This window comes from Microbacterium sp. NPDC091662 (assembly GCF_044756705.1).
Lineage (GTDB): Bacteria > Actinomycetota > Actinomycetes > Actinomycetales > Microbacteriaceae > Microbacterium.
This window is the reverse complement of sequence record NZ_JBIVTM010000001.1, coordinates 303,889-319,738: the sequence shown is the minus strand read 5'-3', so window position 1 is coordinate 319,738 and position 15,850 is coordinate 303,889. Positions and strand designations below refer to the sequence as shown.

The 15,850-nt window shown below is 67.5% G+C and carries 13 protein-coding genes and 1 tRNA gene; 9 read left to right on the top strand and 5 right to left on the bottom strand.

The features are described 5' to 3' along the window. Window positions 1–20: 20 nt before the first annotated feature. Together ACIQLD_RS01585 and ACIQLD_RS01580 are read right to left on the bottom strand one after the other, a co-directional pair. Entirely contained in the window at window positions 21–578 is a 558-nt protein-coding gene (locus ACIQLD_RS01585) for a dihydrofolate reductase family protein (protein WP_402604257.1), read from the bottom strand. A 52-nt stretch (window positions 579–630) separates the two neighbouring features. Continuing rightward, a tRNA-Val gene (locus tag ACIQLD_RS01580) sits at window positions 631–703 on the bottom strand. A 153-nt stretch (window positions 704–856) separates the two neighbouring features. Between ACIQLD_RS01580 and aceE the strand changes: the two genes are divergently transcribed. The 6 genes from aceE (at window position 857) to ACIQLD_RS01550 (ending at window position 8,472) form a co-directional block, all read left to right on the top strand. After that, window positions 857–3,583: a pyruvate dehydrogenase (acetyl-transferring), homodimeric type gene (aceE, locus tag ACIQLD_RS01575; RefSeq protein ID WP_402604254.1), complete on the top strand. Its 2,727-nt coding sequence runs from the start codon at window positions 857–859 to the stop codon at window positions 3,581–3,583. A 31-nt stretch (window positions 3,584–3,614) separates the two neighbouring features. Next, the gene (locus tag ACIQLD_RS01570) at window positions 3,615–4,811 is read left to right on the top strand and encodes a PucR family transcriptional regulator (RefSeq protein WP_402608469.1); all 1,197 of its coding nucleotides are present in this window, start codon (window positions 3,615–3,617) and stop codon (window positions 4,809–4,811) included. A 90-nt stretch (window positions 4,812–4,901) separates the two neighbouring features. After that, entirely contained in the window at window positions 4,902–5,822 is a 921-nt protein-coding gene (locus tag ACIQLD_RS01565; RefSeq protein ID WP_402604252.1) for an ACP S-malonyltransferase, read from the top strand. Continuing rightward, on the top strand, window positions 5,819–6,820 hold the full coding sequence (locus ACIQLD_RS01560) for a beta-ketoacyl-ACP synthase III (protein ID WP_402604250.1): 1,002 nt from the start codon (window positions 5,819–5,821) through the stop codon (window positions 6,818–6,820). Before ACIQLD_RS01565 ends, ACIQLD_RS01560 begins: the two co-directional genes overlap by 4 nt. 68 nt (window positions 6,821–6,888) lie before the next feature. After that, window positions 6,889–7,137, top strand: a complete 249-nt coding sequence (locus ACIQLD_RS01555) for an acyl carrier protein (RefSeq protein WP_017830435.1) — start codon at window positions 6,889–6,891, stop codon at window positions 7,135–7,137. Between the two features lie 96 nt (window positions 7,138–7,233). Then, window positions 7,234–8,472, top strand: coding sequence for a beta-ketoacyl-[acyl-carrier-protein] synthase family protein (locus ACIQLD_RS01550; protein ID WP_402604248.1), 1,239 nt, complete (start codon window positions 7,234–7,236; stop codon window positions 8,470–8,472). A 143-nt stretch (window positions 8,473–8,615) separates the two neighbouring features. On the opposite strand, the gene ACIQLD_RS01545 is transcribed toward ACIQLD_RS01550, so the two are convergent. Beyond that, a complete protein-coding gene (locus ACIQLD_RS01545) occupies window positions 8,616–9,281 on the bottom strand; it encodes a YitT family protein (protein WP_402604246.1) in 666 nt (221 codons plus the stop codon). Window positions 9,282–9,376: 95 nt separating this feature from the next. On the opposite strand from ACIQLD_RS01545, the gene ACIQLD_RS01540 reads away from it, so the two are divergent. Continuing rightward, window positions 9,377–10,780: a PLP-dependent aminotransferase family protein gene (locus ACIQLD_RS01540; RefSeq protein WP_402604245.1), complete on the top strand. Its 1,404-nt coding sequence runs from the start codon at window positions 9,377–9,379 to the stop codon at window positions 10,778–10,780. Between the two features lie 138 nt (window positions 10,781–10,918). Here ACIQLD_RS01540 and ACIQLD_RS01535 read toward each other — a convergent pair whose 3' ends face one another. After that, window positions 10,919–11,422 carry a DUF3145 domain-containing protein gene (locus ACIQLD_RS01535; protein ID WP_017830431.1) on the bottom strand — a complete coding sequence of 168 codons (504 nt, stop codon included), beginning with the start codon at window positions 11,420–11,422 and terminating at the stop codon, window positions 10,919–10,921. A 185-nt stretch (window positions 11,423–11,607) separates the two neighbouring features. After that, a complete protein-coding gene (locus ACIQLD_RS01530) occupies window positions 11,608–12,381 on the bottom strand; it encodes a hypothetical protein (RefSeq protein WP_105670086.1) in 774 nt (257 codons plus the stop codon). 176 nt (window positions 12,382–12,557) lie between these two features. Between ACIQLD_RS01530 and ACIQLD_RS01525 the strand changes: the two genes are divergently transcribed. Both ACIQLD_RS01525 and ACIQLD_RS01520 read left to right on the top strand, forming a co-directional pair. Next, window positions 12,558–14,561: a DUF262 domain-containing protein gene (locus ACIQLD_RS01525; RefSeq protein WP_402604242.1), complete on the top strand. Its 2,004-nt coding sequence runs from the start codon at window positions 12,558–12,560 to the stop codon at window positions 14,559–14,561. A gap of 2 nt (window positions 14,562–14,563) precedes the next feature. Continuing rightward, window positions 14,564–15,811, top strand: coding sequence for an alpha/beta fold hydrolase (locus ACIQLD_RS01520; RefSeq protein ID WP_402604240.1), 1,248 nt, complete (start codon window positions 14,564–14,566; stop codon window positions 15,809–15,811). Window positions 15,812–15,850 lie beyond the last annotated feature (39 nt).

Below are 15,850 nucleotides of genomic sequence, written 5' to 3'. Positions count from 1 at the left end.
CCGTCCGCCATAGGGTCGGGTCAGCGGGCTCGGCGGTAGTGCACGGCGATGGCGCCGTTGCGGAGCGGCTCCGCCGAGATCAGCTCCAACGCTCGTGTGCGGGGAAGTCCGCTCTCGTACAGTGTCGGGCCGTGCCCCGTGATCCGCGGATGTACGAGGAATCGGTACTCATCGATCAGATCCAGCCGATCGAGCTCGGTGGCGAGCATGCCGCTGCCGAGGAGAACCCCGGCCGGCGTCTGCTCCTTGAGCTCCTGCACGCTCGCGCGCAGGTCTCCGGAGATCCGGTGACTGTTGTTCCATGGGAAGTCCACTCGAGTGGACGACACCACATACTTCGGCTTGGCATCGAGCTCGAGCGCCCACTCGAGCAACGCGGGAGGAGCCTCCACCTCACCTCGCGCGATCGCGGGCCACGACCCCTCCATCAGCTCGTAGGTGATGCGCCCCCAGAGCATCGCGCCGGACTGATCCATGAGGCGCGTGAAGAAGGCATGCGTCTCCTCATCGGCGATCCCCTCCTGATGGTCGACGCAGCCGTCCAGGGTGACATTGATGCAGAAGGTCAGAAATCCCATGCGGGGAGCCTAGATCGGCGACGAGGCGACCCGCCAGCGTTCCGGAGCGAGGTGGGCCCTGCCGGGATCGAACCGACGACATCCACGGTGTAAACGTGGCGCTCTACCAGCTGAGCTAAAGGCCCTGGTGTCGTCAGTCTATCGGGAGCCGGGTGCGCGCCCGCGTCGGAGAAGAGGGATAGGCTGAATCCGGCGCGCGTTGTGCACAGCTGACAAGGCTGCCCGTGTCGCTTCCCGTTTCCTTGGCATGACCTGCCAGCTTGACGAAAGGTTCCCCCGTGACCGTGCACGACCAGGATCCGTACTCCCAGGGCCCCCTCGACAGCGATCCGGAGGAGACCGGCGAGTGGCAGCAGTCCCTCGATGAGCTGGTGGATGCCAAGGGCCACGGCCGCGGCCGCGAGATCATGCTCAGCCTGCTCAAGCGCTCGAAGGAGCTGCACCTGGGCGTGCCGATGGTCCCGACGACGGACTACATCAACACCATCGCCTCGGAGAACGAGCCCGAGTTCCCGGGCGACGAGGAGGTCGAGCGTCGTTACCGCGCCTGGATCCGGTGGAACGCCGCGATCACGGTTCACCGCGCGCAGCGCCCTGGCATCGGCGTCGGTGGACACATCTCGACGTACGCGTCGTCGGCCGCTCTGTACGAGGTCGGCTTCAACCACTTCTTCAAGGGTGCCGACAACCCCGGCGGCGCCGACCAGATCTTCATCCAGGGCCATGCCTCCCCCGGCACCTATGCGCGTTCGTTCCTCGAAGGACGCCTGAGCGAGGACCAGCTCGACGGTTTCCGCCAGGAGAAGTCGCACGCCCCGAACGGCATCCCGTCGTACCCGCACCCGCGTCTGATGCCGGAGTACTGGCAGTTCCCGACCGTGTCTATGGGTCTCGGGCCGATCAACGCCATCTACCAGGCGATGTCGAACAAGTACCTCGAGAACCGCGGCATCAAGGACACGTCGCAGTCGCACGTCTGGGCGTTCCTCGGCGACGGCGAGATGGACGAGGTCGAGAGCCGCGGCCAGCTGCAGGTCGCAGCCAACGAGGGCCTCGACAACCTCACGTTCATCGTCAACTGCAACCTGCAGCGCCTCGACGGCCCTGTGCGCGGCAACGGCAAGATCATCCAGGAGCTCGAGTCGTTCTTCCGCGGTGCGGGCTGGAACGTCATCAAGGTCGTCTGGGGTCGCGAATGGGACGACCTGCTCGCCCGCGACACCGAGGGTGCGCTGCTCAATCTGATGAACGTCACCCCCGACGGTGACTACCAGACGTACAAGGCCGAGTCCGGAGCATACGTCCGCGAGCACTTCTTCGGCCGCGACGAGCGCGCCGCCGCCCTCGTCAAGGACTACTCCGACGAGGACATCTGGAACCTCAAGCGCGGCGGCCACGACTACCGCAAGGTCTACGCGGCGTTCAAGGCAGCGACCGAGCACAAGGGCAAGCCCACCGTCATCCTCGCGAAGACCGTCAAGGGCTACGGCCTCGGTCCGCACTTCGAGGGCCGCAACGCGACCCACCAGATGAAGAAGATGACGCTGGACAACCTCAAGACGTTCCGCGACGCGATGCACATCCCGATCACGGATGCACAGCTCGAGGAGAACCCGTACCTGCCCCCGTACTACAACCCGGGCCCCCAGGACGAGACGATCCAGTACATGCTCGAGCGTCGCCAGGCTCTCGGCGGCTATCTGCCGGAGCGCCGTTCCACCCACGTCGGCCTGTCGCTCCCTGACGACGCGGCGTACGCCCTGCCCAAGAAGGGTTCCGGCACGCAGGAGATCGCCACGACCATGGCGTTCGTCCGTCTGCTGAAGGACCTGCTGCGCTCGAAGGACTTCGGCCACCGCATCGTCCCGATCATCCCGGACGAGGCACGCACGTTCGGAATGGATGCCTACTTCCCGTCGGCGAAGATCTACAACCCGAACGGCCAGCACTACACGTCGGTCGACCGCGAACTCCTCCTCGCCTACAAGGAGAGCCCGCAGGGCCAGATCGTGCACGTCGGCATCAACGAGGCGGGTGCCCTCGCGGCCTTCACCGCAGCCGGCACCTCCTACGCCACGCACGGCGAGCCGCTGATCCCGATCTACCTCTTCTACTCGATGTTCGGATTCCAGCGCACCGGCGACGCTCAGTGGGCGGCGGGCGACCAGATGGCCCGCGGATTCATCATGGGCGCGACGGCAGGTCGCACCACCCTCACGGGTGAGGGTCTGCAGCACGCCGACGGTCACTCGCACCTGCTCGCCGCCACCAACCCGGCGACGGTCTCGTACGACCCGGCCTACGGCTACGAGATCGCGCACATCATGCGCTCGGGTCTCGAGCGCATGTACGGCGGCAACCACGAAGACCCGAACGTCATGTACTACATCACGCTCTACAACGAGCCGATGGTGATGCCCGCCGAGCCGGAGAACGCGGATGTCGACGGCATCGTGCGCGGTATCCACCGCGTCTCGGTCGGCGAGGGCGAGGGCCCCCGTGCCCAGCTCTTCGCGTCGGGCGTCGGACTCCCCTGGGCCCTCGAGGCGCAGCAGCTGCTGAAGAACGACTGGGGCGTGATCGCCGACGTCTGGTCGGTCACCTCGTGGACCGAGCTGCGCCGCGACGGCCTCGCCGCCGACGAGCACAACTTCCTGCACCCGGAGGAAGAGCCCCGCACCGCGTACCTCACCCAGAAGCTTCAGGGTGCCGAAGGGCCGGTCGTCGCGGTCAGCGACTTCATGCACGCGGTGCAGGACCAGATCCGTCCGTGGGTCCCGAACCGTTTCGCCACGCTCGGTGCCGACGGCTTCGGCTTCTCGGACACGCGCGCCGCCGCACGTCGCTTCTTCAAGATCGACGGCCCGTCGATCGTCGTCCGCACGCTGCAGTCACTCGCCGAAGACGGGGTCGTCGACCGTTCTCTCGCGGCGCAGGCGATCCAGAAGTACAGCCTGCACGATGTGAACGCCGGGACCAGCGGCAACGCGGGCGGCGAAAGCTGAGCCCTCGGTGACAGGATCCTCTCCCTCCGGCATGGACAAGGCCGCGACGCTCACCTGGCTGCGCCGGATCTCCGGTGACATCGCCTCGGTGACGATCAAGCGCCTGGAGGACACCCTCCCGTGGTACGCCGACATGCCACCAGCCCGCCGCTCTGCGGTCGGGCTGGTGGCTCAGGCCGGCATCACGTCGTTCATCCAGTGGTACGAAGACCCCACCTCCACCCCGTGGATCGCGGCCGACATCTTCGCCGCGGCTCCGCGTGAACTTCTACGCAGCGTCAGCCTGCAGCAGACGCTGCAGCTCATCCGTGTGACCGTCGAGGTCACCGAGGAGCGCGTCGCCGGACGGGGAAACGACCTCCGCGAAGCGATCCTGCTCTACTCGCGTGATGTCGCCTTCGCGGCGGCCGATGTGTACGCCAGGGCCGCCGAGGCCCGTGGCCTCTGGGACGCACGTCTGGAAGCACTCGTCGTCGACTCGATCCTCACGGGTGAGGCCGACGAGGAGCTCCCGAGCCGGATCGCCGCGCTCGGATGGCACGGCCATGGCGAGGTCGCCGTCCTCGTCGGCACCACGCCTGCCCAGTTCGACGTCGACCTGGTGCGCCGCACGGCCAGGAAGCTCGCCGTCGACGTGCTCATCGGAGTGCAGGGCTCCCGACTCGTCCTCGTGCTCGGACGCGCACGCGTCGAAGGCCATGAGGGCGAAGAGGAAGAACTGGGCTTCCAAGAGATCGCCTCCCGCCTCGAGCCGTCTTTCGGCCCCGGCTATGTCGTGCTCGGCCCCGAGGTCGCAGCCCTCGTGGACGCGAGCCAGAGCGCACGCGCCGCTCTCGCAGGGTTCGCGGTCGCCCGTGCGTGGCGCGGTGCTCCCCGTCCCGTCGAAGCCGACGACCTGCTTCCGGAGCGGGCACTCGCCGGAGACCCACTGGCGAAGCAGACCCTGATCGAGCGCATCTTCCGCCCTTTGCAGGCCCACTCCACCGACCTGGTCACGACCCTGTGGAGCTACCTCGACAACGGGCGCTCCCTCGAGGCCACGGCACGCGAGCTGTTCGTACACCCCAACACGGTGCGCTACCGACTCAAGCGCGTGAGCGAAGTCATCGGCTGGGATGCCACGGGTCCGCGCGAAGCGCTCATCCTGCAGACCGCTCTGATCCTCGGTTCCATCGGCGCTGCGGATCAGGTTCGTCGACGCGCACCCTTGCGACGCGCCTCGCGCTGAGCCGCTCTCTGTACGCCACACACAAGGGTTTTTCGGAATCTTGTGATGGATCATCCACCGCTCTGCCGCAAACGTTGGCAGACTGGGTGGGTGATTGTCGTCGTATGCCCAGGTCAGGGCTCGCAGACCCCCGGATTCCTCGCTCCTTGGCTCGAGCTCGACGGAGTGGCTGAACGCCTCGCCGCGTACTCGGACGCCGCGGAGGTCGATCTTCGCGAACACGGCACGGTGTCCGACGCCGACACGATCCGCGACACGCGCGTCGCGCAGCCGCTGATCGTCGCCGCGTCGCTGATCGCCGGTGACGCGCTGACGCAACGCGCCGGTCGTCGTGCCGACGGCATCGCCGGCCACTCCGTCGGTGAGATCGCGGCACTCGTCGGCAGCAATGTGATCGACGCCGACACCGGCATGCGCCTGGTGGGCATCCGCGGCCGTGCGATGGCCGATGCCGCAGCGCAGGAGCAGACGGGCATGAGCGCCGTGCTCGGTGGCGATGAAGATGCCCTTCTGGCCCGCCTCGCCGAGCTCGACCTCTCCCCCGCCAACTACAACGGCGGCGGGCAGATCGTGGTCGCCGGCGCGCTTCCCGCGCTCGCCGCTCTCGCGGAGGAGCCTCTCAAGGGCACCCGCGTCATCCCGCTGCAGGTGGCCGGCGCCTTCCACACGCGATACATGGCGTCCGCGGTCGCCGCCCTCCGCGATGCGGTGGCGGACGTCACCCCCGCGAACCCCGACGTCACACTGTGGACGAACCGTGACGGCTCAGCCGTGACCGACGGCGCTCAGGCACTCGACTACCTCGTCGACCAGGTGTCGTCGCCGGTGCGCTGGGACCTCTGCATGCAGTCCTTCGCAGATGCCGGCGTGACGGGTGTCATCGAGCTCGCCCCCGCCGGCGCTCTGGTCGGGCTCGCCAAGCGCGGCCTCCGTGGCATCCCGACCGTCGCTGTGAAGACCCCCGAAGATCTCGATGCAGCCGTCGCGCTGCTGAACGGAGAAGCCGCATGAGCGCCACCCTCGCCCAGGTGACCGGCCCGGCATACACGCGCATCTACTCCTACGGCGCTGCCCGCGGCGAGAACGCCGTGCCGAACGAAGACCTGATCGGTCCGATCGACTCGAGCGACGAGTGGATCCGCCAGCGCACGGGCATCATCACCCGCGCTCGAGCCGACAAGGGCACCGACGCGATCGACCTCGCGACCACGGCTGCGGCCGAGGCGATCGAGAAGTCCGGCGTTCCGGCCGACCAGGTCGATCTGGTGATCGTCGCGACCATCAGCAACCCCAAGCAGACCCCGTCCGTCTCGGCGATCGTCGCCGACCGCGTGGGGGCGAACCCGGCAGCCGCCTACGACATCAACGCGGCCTGCGCCGGATACGCGTATGCGATCGCCCAGGCCGACGCGCTGATCAAGGCCGGTGCGGCTCGCTACGCGCTCGTGATCGGCACGGAGAAGCTGTCGGACGTCGTCGACCCGACCGACCGCAGCATCTCCTTCCTCCTCGGCGACGGTGCGGGCGCCGCACTCATCGGCCCGAGCGACACGCCGGGCATCGCTCCTGCCGTCTGGGGCTCCGACGGCTCCAAGGCCGATGCTGTGGGCATGAACGGCACGCTCACCGACTTCCGCGACGGCGTGGTGCCGTGGCCGACCCTGCGTCAGGAGGGGCCGACGGTCTTCCGCTGGGCGGTCTGGGAGATGGCGAAGGTCGCGCGCGAGGCGCTGGACAAGGCGGGCGTCGAGCCCTCCGACATCGCCGCGTTCATCCCGCACCAGGCGAACATGCGCATCATCGACGAGTTCGCCAAGCAGTTGAAGCTGCCCGAGACCACGGTGATCGCGCGCGACATCGAGACCACGGGCAACACCTCCGCGGCCTCCATCCCGTTGGCCAGCCACCGCCTGATGGCCGAGCACCCCGAGCTCTCGGGCGGTCTCGCACTGCAGATCGGCTTCGGCGCCGGTCTCGTGTTCGCCGCACAGGTCGTCGTCCTTCCCTGAGAATGCGCTGACCTTCCCTAGACTGTTCCACGGTTCCGAAAACAACCCGCAAGAAAGAGGAAGACCACATGGCTTTCACCAACGATGAGGTCCTCGCTGGCCTCGCAGAGCTCATCACCGACGAGACCGGCATCAACGCTTCCGAGGTCGCGCTCGAGAAGTCGTTCACGGACGACCTCGACATCGACTCCATCTCGATGATGACGATCGTCGTCAACGCCGAGGAGAAGTTCGGCGTCACCATCCCCGACGACGAGGTCAAGAACCTGAAGACCGTCGGCGACGCCGTCAGCTTCATCGTCGCGGGCCAGGAGTAATCCCGGCAGGATGCCACTCCCGCGCCTCGCGGGGAGTGGCATCCTCCGCCTGCCCTCTCACCCGTTCGACTTCGTTTCGACAAGGAACCACACCTCATGACCAAGCGCATCGTCGTCACCGGCATCGGCGCCACTTCCGCCATCGGCGGCACGGCCCCGGAGAACTGGACGAACCTGCTGGCCGGTATGTCCGGCACCCGCACGCTCGAACACGACTGGGTACAGCAGTACGAGCTGCCCGTCACCTTCGCCGCCGAGGCGATCGTCCGCCCCGAAGAGGTGCTCCCCCGCCACGAGGCAAAGCGCCTCGACCCCTCGTCGCAGTTCGCGCTGATCGCCGCGCGCGAGGCATGGGAGGACGCCGGTTCGCCCGAGGTCGCCCCCGAGCGTCTCGGCATCGACTTCGCCACCGGCATCGGTGGCCTCTGGACGCTTCTGGATGCCTGGGACACCCTCCGCGAGAAGGGCCCGCGTCGGGTCATGCCTCTCACAGTCCCCATGCTCATGCCGAACGCCGCCGCCGGAAACCTGTCGCTGCAGTTCCACGCTCGCGCGTATGCGCAGACCGTGGTCAGCGCGTGCGCCTCCAGCACCGAATCGATCATCCACGCCTACCACCACCTGCAGGACGGTCTCGCAGACGTCGTGATCGCCGGCGGGACGGAGTCCGCGATCCACCCGATCACGATGGCCTCCTTCGCCTCCGCACAGGCACTCTCTCGACGGAACGACGACCCCGCGCACGCGTCGCGGCCCGGCGCGATCGACCGTGACGGGTTCGTCATGGGCGAAGGCGCAGCCGCACTGATCCTCGAGACCGAGGAGCATGCCAAGGCCCGCGGCGCCAAGATCTACGGCTACGTGCTGGGCGGTGGCGTCACCGCCGATGCCTACCACATCACGGGCAACGACCCCGAGGGCAACGGTGCGGCCCGTGCCGTCACGCAGGCGCTCGAAGAGGCCGGGGTCACGGCCGACCAGGTCACGCACATCAACGCGCACGCCACGTCGACTCCTGTCGGCGACCCCAACGAGTACGTCGCGCTCAAGAAGGTCTTCGGAGACCGGATCGACGAGATCCCCGTCTCGGCGACGAAGGCATCGACCGGGCACCTTCTCGGTGGCACCGGCGCGCTCGAGGCGATCTTCTCCCTCCTCGCGCTGCGCGACCGTGTCGCACCGCCGACGATCAACATGACGGAGCCCGACCCGGCCGTCCCGTTCCGTCTCTCGGGCGAAGCCACACCTCTCGGTGACGGTCCGCAGATCGCGATCAGCAACTCGTTCGGATTCGGCGGTCACAACGCAGTCCTCGTGGTCGCCAGCGCCGACTGACATCACGCGCGAACAGGAAGAGCGGCCCTCGGGATTCCGAGGGCCGCTCTTCTCATCTGCATGAAGATCACACGGAAGCATGAGCATCCGCCGGTACTCGATCATGCAAGCGTGCACAGGTCATGCAGGTGCGCGGTGTTCCGTCAGGCGGTGCGGAGGCTCCCGAGCTTCTGCGATCGGGCCTCGCGCATCCGGGTGATGCGCGAGAGGAACCAGCCGATCAGCGGACCGACACCGAAGGCGAAGAGTACGGTGCCGACGCCGACGGGGCCGCCCAGCAGGAAGCCAACGAGCAGCACGCTCCCCTCGATCAGTGTGCGCACCAGCCACACCGCCCATCCGGTTCGACGAACGAGCCCCGTCATCAGTCCATCGCGAGGGCCGGGACCGAAGTCGGCGGCGATGTAGAGACCTGTCGCGAAGGCCAGCAGAAGCAGCCCGAAGACGAACATCGGAGCGCCGATCCACACCGAAGACGGCTGCGGGATGAGGGCGAGCGCGAGATCGGCGCTGGGCCCGACGAGCAGCGCGTTCAAGACGGTTCCGAGTCCCACGCGCTGACGCAGCGGAATCCACAGCAGCAGCACCACGATCGAGACGAGTACGGTCATGACGCCGTACCCGAGGCCGGTCTGGGCGGCGAGGCCGAGGGCCAGCACGTCCCACGGCGCCACGCCGATGCCACCACGCACCATGAACCCGAGTGCGACGCCGTAGAGGAAAAGACCGACGAGCAGTTGGACGAACCTCTCGAGGAGGTCGCGTCGACTCGTGGCAGTGACGGGGAGAAGCACGGAACGCAGGAGCATCCCTCTACTCTGGCCCTCGGGCGACGTTCCGAGGCGAAGCCACTCGCCGCAAAGTGGTCTGCATAGACCAGGCCACTTTGCGTCATGCTTGACCTATGGGATCACGACTCGTCGAACAGCTCGGAGCGCACAACGTCGCGGGAGCCACCGCGTCGAGGCTCGCGGACGGGATCAGGGCGCTGATCCTCGACGGCCGCCTCACCGTCGGCGAGCGGCTACCGAGCGAGCGAGCGCTCGCGCTCGAGCTGCGCCGTTCCCGTTCGACGATCACCCGTGCCTACGGGGTGCTGCAGACCGACGGCTATGTCTCGCGCCTGCACGGCGGGAGCACGCGCGTCACGCTCCCGAACGGACATAGCGCTCCCGGCACGGAGGCCGACGACGACGCGATCGACCTGTCCATCGCGTCGATGGATTCGACTCCGGGCCTGTACGACGCGACCGTGCGCTCGCTGCCCCGCCTCGCGGCGCTGCGCGGCACCAGCGGATACTCCCTCCGCGGACTCCCCGAGCTCCGTGAGGCCGTCGCCCAACGCTTTCGTGATCGAGGCGCCCCGACATCGTCCGACGAGATCATCATCACCTCCGGAGCACTCAACGCGGTGAACCTGATCCTCACGGCGATCGGGCGTCGTGGTGAGCGAGCGCTCGTCGAACAGCCGACGTTCCCTCATGCCCTGGAAACCCTGCACCGCCACGGGTATCGTCTACTTCCCACCCCCGTGGACGTCGACGGGTGGGATACGAGACACCTGAACGAGACACTGCTCAGCGCCCGCCCGCACGTTGCCTATCTCATCCCGGACTTCCACAACCCGACCGGCGCGACCCTCCCGGACGACGAGCGATCGCGCGTCGTCACCACCGCGCGCAACGTGGGCACTCATCTGATCGTCGACGAGACCACGACCGAACTCGACATCGACCGAGGCTGGTCACCGATCCCCATGGCCGCGGGCGGCCCCAACGTGATCACCGTCGGATCGATGTCGAAGATCGCCTGGGGTGGGATGCGCATCGGCTGGATCCGCGCGGAGCGTTCGGTCATCGCGCGACTGCTCGCGGTGCGTCCCTCGTTCGAACTCGGCACGGCGCTGCTCGAGCAGTGCATCGCGGTCGAGCTGCTCGCCGACATGCCGGCACTCACCGCCCACGTCCGCCGGCGCCTGCACGCGGGTCGCGCGGCGGTGGAGGCGGGCGTGGGCGGCATCCCCGGGTTCCGGATGCCGCCCACGCCGGGAGGCCTCTCCGCCTGGGTCGACATCGGCGCACCGCTGTCCACCTCGCTCTCCCTCGCCGCACGCGAACGGCGTCTGGTGCTTCCGCCCGGCCCGCGCTTCACGACGGGCGGAGTGCTCGAGCGTCGGTTGCGCATCCCGATCACGCTCCCGCCTCAACGGATGGCGGAGGCCATGCGGCGGTTGGCCCTGGCCTGGCAAGACGTGCGTGGAGGGAGCGCATCGCACACCGCGGAGCTGCAGCACACAGCGGTGATCTGACCCGGACGACGAGGACCCCGCCTCGTTTCCGGGGCGGGGTCCTCGTCGTGCGGAGCGGGGATACGTCTTCTCAGCGTCCGGGATCACTCACCGGCATCCGATACTCACGCCTCCCCCGTCCCGGTCTGTGGTGTCGGGCTAGCCGACCTTGTGGAGCCAGACGACCCTGGCGTCGTCGCTGGCGTGACGGAAGGGCTCGAGCTCCTCGTCCCAGGCGGAGCCGAGCGCGATGTCGAGTTCGCGCTGCAGCTCGACCGCACTCCCGGCGGCGATCTCCATCGCATAGCGGATGCGGTCTTCACCGATGACGATGTTGCCGGCGGCATCGGTCTGCGCGTAGTGGATGCCGAGGTCGGGTGTGTGAAGCCAACGGCCGCCGTCACTGCGGGGCGTCGGGTCCTCCGTCACTTCGAAGCGGAGGTGCTCCCAACCGCGGATGGAGGTCGCGAGAGCCGCTCCGGTTCCGACGGGGCCGTCCCAGTAGAACTCCGCGCGTCGAGCGCCGTCCAGAACGGGCTGTTCGGTCCAGTCGAAGTTCACCGCACGCCCGATAGCGCGACCCACCGCCCATTCGAGGTGCGGGCAGAGCGCGCGAGGCGCAGAGTGGATGAACACCACTCCGCGTGCGTAAGCCGTCGCCATGATCTCTCCGTTTCATCAGGTGCGTCTTCCCCAACGACCTGAACCACGAAGTGGCGAGAATATGCGGTTGTGCGCCCATTCTCGCCGAGATCCCCGGAAATCACAAGCATGTCATTCCACGACGAAGGCCCCGGTCACGGGGACCGGGGCCTTCTGACCGGAAGAGGTCGTGAGTCTGACGAGGGTCAGGCCTCGCTCATGGCCTGCTTGACCTGCTGGCCCTTGGCGGCGTAGTACGCCGCACGGGCAGCGTCCTTGCGCGCCTGCTCGGCGTAGCCGAACTCCAGCGTCTCCTGGTCGACCTCGTAGTTGGGCACATCGTCGGTGCCGTTGTACTTCTCGATGTAGGCGTCGAGCTCCGGGCCAGAGGTCCACGACGTGATGAGGCAGTAGCGCGGCTCGGTGCCGTTGTGCGTGGCCGCGTGCCAGAGGCGCTGCGTGTCGACGATGAGCTGCGCACCGGCCGGAAGGGCGATGCGGTACTCGATGCTCGGGTCGGTGCGGTTCTCGCGCAGAACGAAGTAGCTGTCCTTGTCATCGGTCAGGTTGAAGAAGCCGCGGACCACCCAGCCGGTGCCGTCCGGGTTCAGACGGTTGTTGTCGTCCTGGTGCAGGTTGTAGAGGCAGTCGCCGTACGGGGTCGGCTGCAGCTCGATGACGCGGCAGCGGCCGACGTTGGCACCCGGCTCCTGCGCGCGACGCGTCAGGTTCGGGGCCTTCTCGGTCTGCGAGTCGATCCAGACGCCGTCCTTGTCGGTGCGCGGCGGCTTGTGGTTCCAGAAACCGTTGCACTCGATGTCACCGAAGGCACTGGCGAGCGGGGCGAAGCGGGTGTCACCCGACGACTTCCAGTCGTTGTACTCGATGTCGAGCCATTCCTTGGGGTCGAGCTCCTGGTTGTAGCTGTCGAGGACGACGAATCCCTTTTCCTCGAGGGCAGCGGACTTGATGTAACCCATGATCGAGTCATGTTCCTTTCATCGGGGGCCAGCACGTTTTAACAGGCCCTGATAAGGCAAGCCTAACAGCGTGGTCCGCGAGCTCTTCGGAGGTCGGCCGTGCATAACCGAATAGACTGATCGGGGCGCCAGGCGAGTCCTCGGTGCCCGTCGCTACGGGAGGACGAGACACCAGCATGAGCACCGCGACCAACGTCGAGGCGACAGCAGTCAACACGATCGAATGGCTCGCGGCGGGGAGCACGGCCATCGTCGTCCCCGTATATCAGCGGCAGTACCGGTGGGACATCGGTGGCTGCGAACGTCTTCTCTCCGACATCCGCGCGGTCGCCAGCGAAGACGATGCGCATCGCCACTTCATCGGCTCGATCCTGTCCGCCGAGGACGGGGCATCCGCCGAATCCGACCTGATCCTCATCGACGGCCAGCAGCGCATCACCACCCTCATGCTGCTGGTGGCGGCGCTGCACCATGCGATCCGCGAGACCGATCCCGCCCTGGCCGCCGCACTCGCACACGTGTTGGTGCGCTCCGACGCCCCCGACCGCACCAAACTGCGCCCGCACGACGCCTGGGCCGAGCTGTACGAGTCCGTCGTGCTCGACCGACGAGAAGACGCCGATCGCGAGTCGCGCTTCGACGACAACTACGCCTTCTTCCGCAGCCAGATCCATGTCGACGAGGTTCCGACCATCTGGCGCGGGCTGCAGAAGCTCGAACACGTGTCGATCACCCTCGGCGCCCAGGCGAACGCCCAGCAGATCTTCGAGAGCCTGAACTCGACGGGTGAGCCGCTGCGCGATCACGAGCTGATCCACAACTACATCCTGATGGGCCTGAGTCACGCGGAACAGGTCGACGTCGAGGGCCGCTTCTGGGTGCCGATCGAACGGCACACCGGCGAGGCGATCGGCGCCTTCTGGCGGCACTACCTCGTGCTCGTCACCGGTCGCGAGGTCGCGGCGAACGGCGAGCACGGCGTGTACAGCGCGTTCCGGCAGTCGTTCCCCCGCGTCGATGTCGACCATCTGCAGGCCGATGCGGCCGAGTGGCGGCACCATGCCGAGATCTACGGCATCCTGCTCGACCCGTCACGCGAGCCTGACCCCGAGATCGCGCAGCAGCTGCGCCACGTCAACACCTTCGGACGCTCGTCGTATCCCCTGGTGATGAGCGCCTACAGCGATCACGTGCGCGGAGTCATCGACCGCGCGGAGCTCATCGAGACCCTCGAGTGGCTCCAGGCGCTGTACCTCCGACGCGCCCTGGTGAATCTGCCGGCCGAGAGGCTGATCGCACGACTGTGCCGCGCACGCCGCGACGGTCGCGATGCGCTCGCGCGCGCTTTCGCCCGGATCACGCCCTCCGACGAGCGCGTGAGCGCGGTGCTGAAGTACAGCGAGCTCCCCCACCCCGCCTATGTGCTGGGGCGGCTCGAAGGTGTCGACGACCTCGACTCCTTCGACGTCGAGCACATCGTCCCGACCGTGCCCGGCGATGCCTGGTCGGGTGATGGGGAGCGATCGTGGATCGAGTACTCCGAAGACGAGCAGAACAGCCATCGAGCCCTCGCCCCGACCCTCGGCAATCTGACCCTGCTCGAACAGCCGCTGGCCGAGCGGGTGTTCGGCGCCTCTTTCCCCGTCAAGCGCTCGGACGCCTACGCACGCAGCTCGGTGCCGGCGACACGAGATCTCACCGATCTCGAATCCTGGAACACGGCGTCGATCACGCGGCGCACGATCGCGCTCACGGCCGATCTGATCCGCATCTGGGCGCGACCCGCTCTACCGGAGATCGACGACGACGGCCTCACGCCGATCCTGGACGCCGTCCGCCGCCGCGGATGGCCGAGGGGTTGGGAGCGGGAGTTCGACTACGTCGAGTACCGCGGTGAGCGCTGGGAGGTGCCCGACGTCAAGTACCTGTTCAACCGGGTCTTCCGTCGCGCGTGGACCGACACGAGAGACGCTGCCTTGGCCTACTGCGCCGCCCATGGCGGCCCGATCTACCAGGACATGGCCTGGAAGGGGCAGTGGGACGAGCTCGACGAGGGCCACTTCCTCTACATGGGCTGGGATTCCAACTACATGATGACCGCTGTGCAGGGTGTGCTCGAGGAGTCGGGCATCGCCTCGGAGGTCTTCGTCAAATACTCCTACATCGGAAATGTGATGTGAACATGAGCACCGTCGTCCGCAGGCTGCAGGATCTCACCGTCGAAGAGCACACGCTCACCGTCCCCCTGGTGTGGGGCGATCCAGCCGACCACCGCACGATCGACGTCTTCGCGCGCGTGGTCACCCGCGAAGGCGGAGAGGCCCTCCCGTATCTGGTCTTCCTCCAGGGCGGGCCGGGGCACGAGGCTCCGCGTCCCTTCCACTCCTCATCGTCGCCGGCGTGGTTGGATGAGGCTCTCGCCCACTACCGCCTGGTGCTTCTCGACCAGAGAGGAACCGGTCGGTCCACGCCCGTGGGGGACCACGACCTCGAGCGAGGCACGGCCGCCGTGGCCGAGCACCTCACGCATCTGCGCGCCGACGCTATCGTGCGCGACTGCGAGGCCGTGCGCGAGCACCTGGGCGCCACCACCTGGAGCGTGCTCGGACAGTCGTTCGGCGGGTTCACGACTTTGGCGTACCTCTCCACCGATGCGTCCTCGCTCGAAGATGTCTTCATCACCGGTGGCCTCAGTGCCGTGGGGCGACACCCCGACGACGTGTACGCGCTCTGCTACGACAAGATGCGCGACGCCTCGGAACGCTACTACCGCCGCTTCCCGGAACACCGCGACGTCATGCGACGGCTCATCGATCGCGCGGATGCCGGCGACATCGTCCTGCCCGACGGCGAGGTCGTCTCGCGCTCGCGCCTGCGGTCGGTGGGATCCGCACTCGGCACAGACGACGGCTGGCAGACACTGTGGTCGATCCTGGAGCGCGATCCGTCCTCCAACGCCTTCCGGTACGACCTGATGCATGCGATGCCCTATGGCGGCCGCAACCCGCTGTACTTCGCCTTCCACGAATCGAGCTACGCCGACGGGCACGCGACCCGTTGGTCGGCCGAGCGCACGGAGCCCGCGGACTTCCGCGATGACCCCACGCTGTTCACGGGCGAACACATCCGCCGCGAGTGGACCGAGACGGTGCCCGCATTCCAGCCGTGGCGAGAGGTCGCCCTCGAACTCGCCGAGTTCGAGTGGCCGAGCATCTACGACGCGGCCGCGATCGCAGGGTCGGAAGCGACCGGTGCAGCCGCGGTCTACGTCAACGACGTCTACGTGCCCTACGAGCTCTCGATCGAGACCGCGAAGCTGATCCCGGGGGTGCAGCTCTGGCAGACGAGCGAGCACGAGCACAACGGGCTGCGCTCGGGGCCGGTGCTGTCTCGCCTCATCGACCTGGCGCACGGACGTCGCCTCCGCTGAACATCTCCTCCCGGAAGAGGATGCTCTCGCCCCACCCGA

Bases quoted from the DNA above. Each gene is read 5' to 3' on its own strand.
- ACIQLD_RS01525 (WP_402604242.1), top strand. From the start codon at position 12,558: ATGAGCACCGCGACCAACGTCGAGGCGACAGCAGTCAACACGATCGAA.
- ACIQLD_RS01535 (WP_017830431.1), bottom strand. From the start codon at position 11,422: ATGGCGACGGCTTACGCACGCGGAGTGGTGTTCATCCACTCTGCGCCT.
- ACIQLD_RS01585 (WP_402604257.1), bottom strand. From the start codon at position 578: ATGGGATTTCTGACCTTCTGCATCAATGTCACCCTGGACGGCTGCGTC.
- ACIQLD_RS01550 (WP_402604248.1), top strand. From the start codon at position 7,234: ATGACCAAGCGCATCGTCGTCACCGGCATCGGCGCCACTTCCGCCATC.
- ACIQLD_RS01540 (WP_402604245.1), top strand. From the start codon at position 9,377: ATGGGATCACGACTCGTCGAACAGCTCGGAGCGCACAACGTCGCGGGA.
- ACIQLD_RS01555 (WP_017830435.1), top strand. From the start codon at position 6,889: ATGGCTTTCACCAACGATGAGGTCCTCGCTGGCCTCGCAGAGCTCATC.
- ACIQLD_RS01520 (WP_402604240.1), top strand. From the start codon at position 14,564: ATGAGCACCGTCGTCCGCAGGCTGCAGGATCTCACCGTCGAAGAGCAC.
- ACIQLD_RS01545 (WP_402604246.1), bottom strand. From the start codon at position 9,281: ATGCTCCTGCGTTCCGTGCTTCTCCCCGTCACTGCCACGAGTCGACGC.
- ACIQLD_RS01570 (WP_402608469.1), top strand. From the start codon at position 3,615: ATGGACAAGGCCGCGACGCTCACCTGGCTGCGCCGGATCTCCGGTGAC.
- ACIQLD_RS01560 (WP_402604250.1), top strand. From the start codon at position 5,819: ATGAGCGCCACCCTCGCCCAGGTGACCGGCCCGGCATACACGCGCATC.
- ACIQLD_RS01530 (WP_105670086.1), bottom strand. From the start codon at position 12,381: ATGGGTTACATCAAGTCCGCTGCCCTCGAGGAAAAGGGATTCGTCGTC.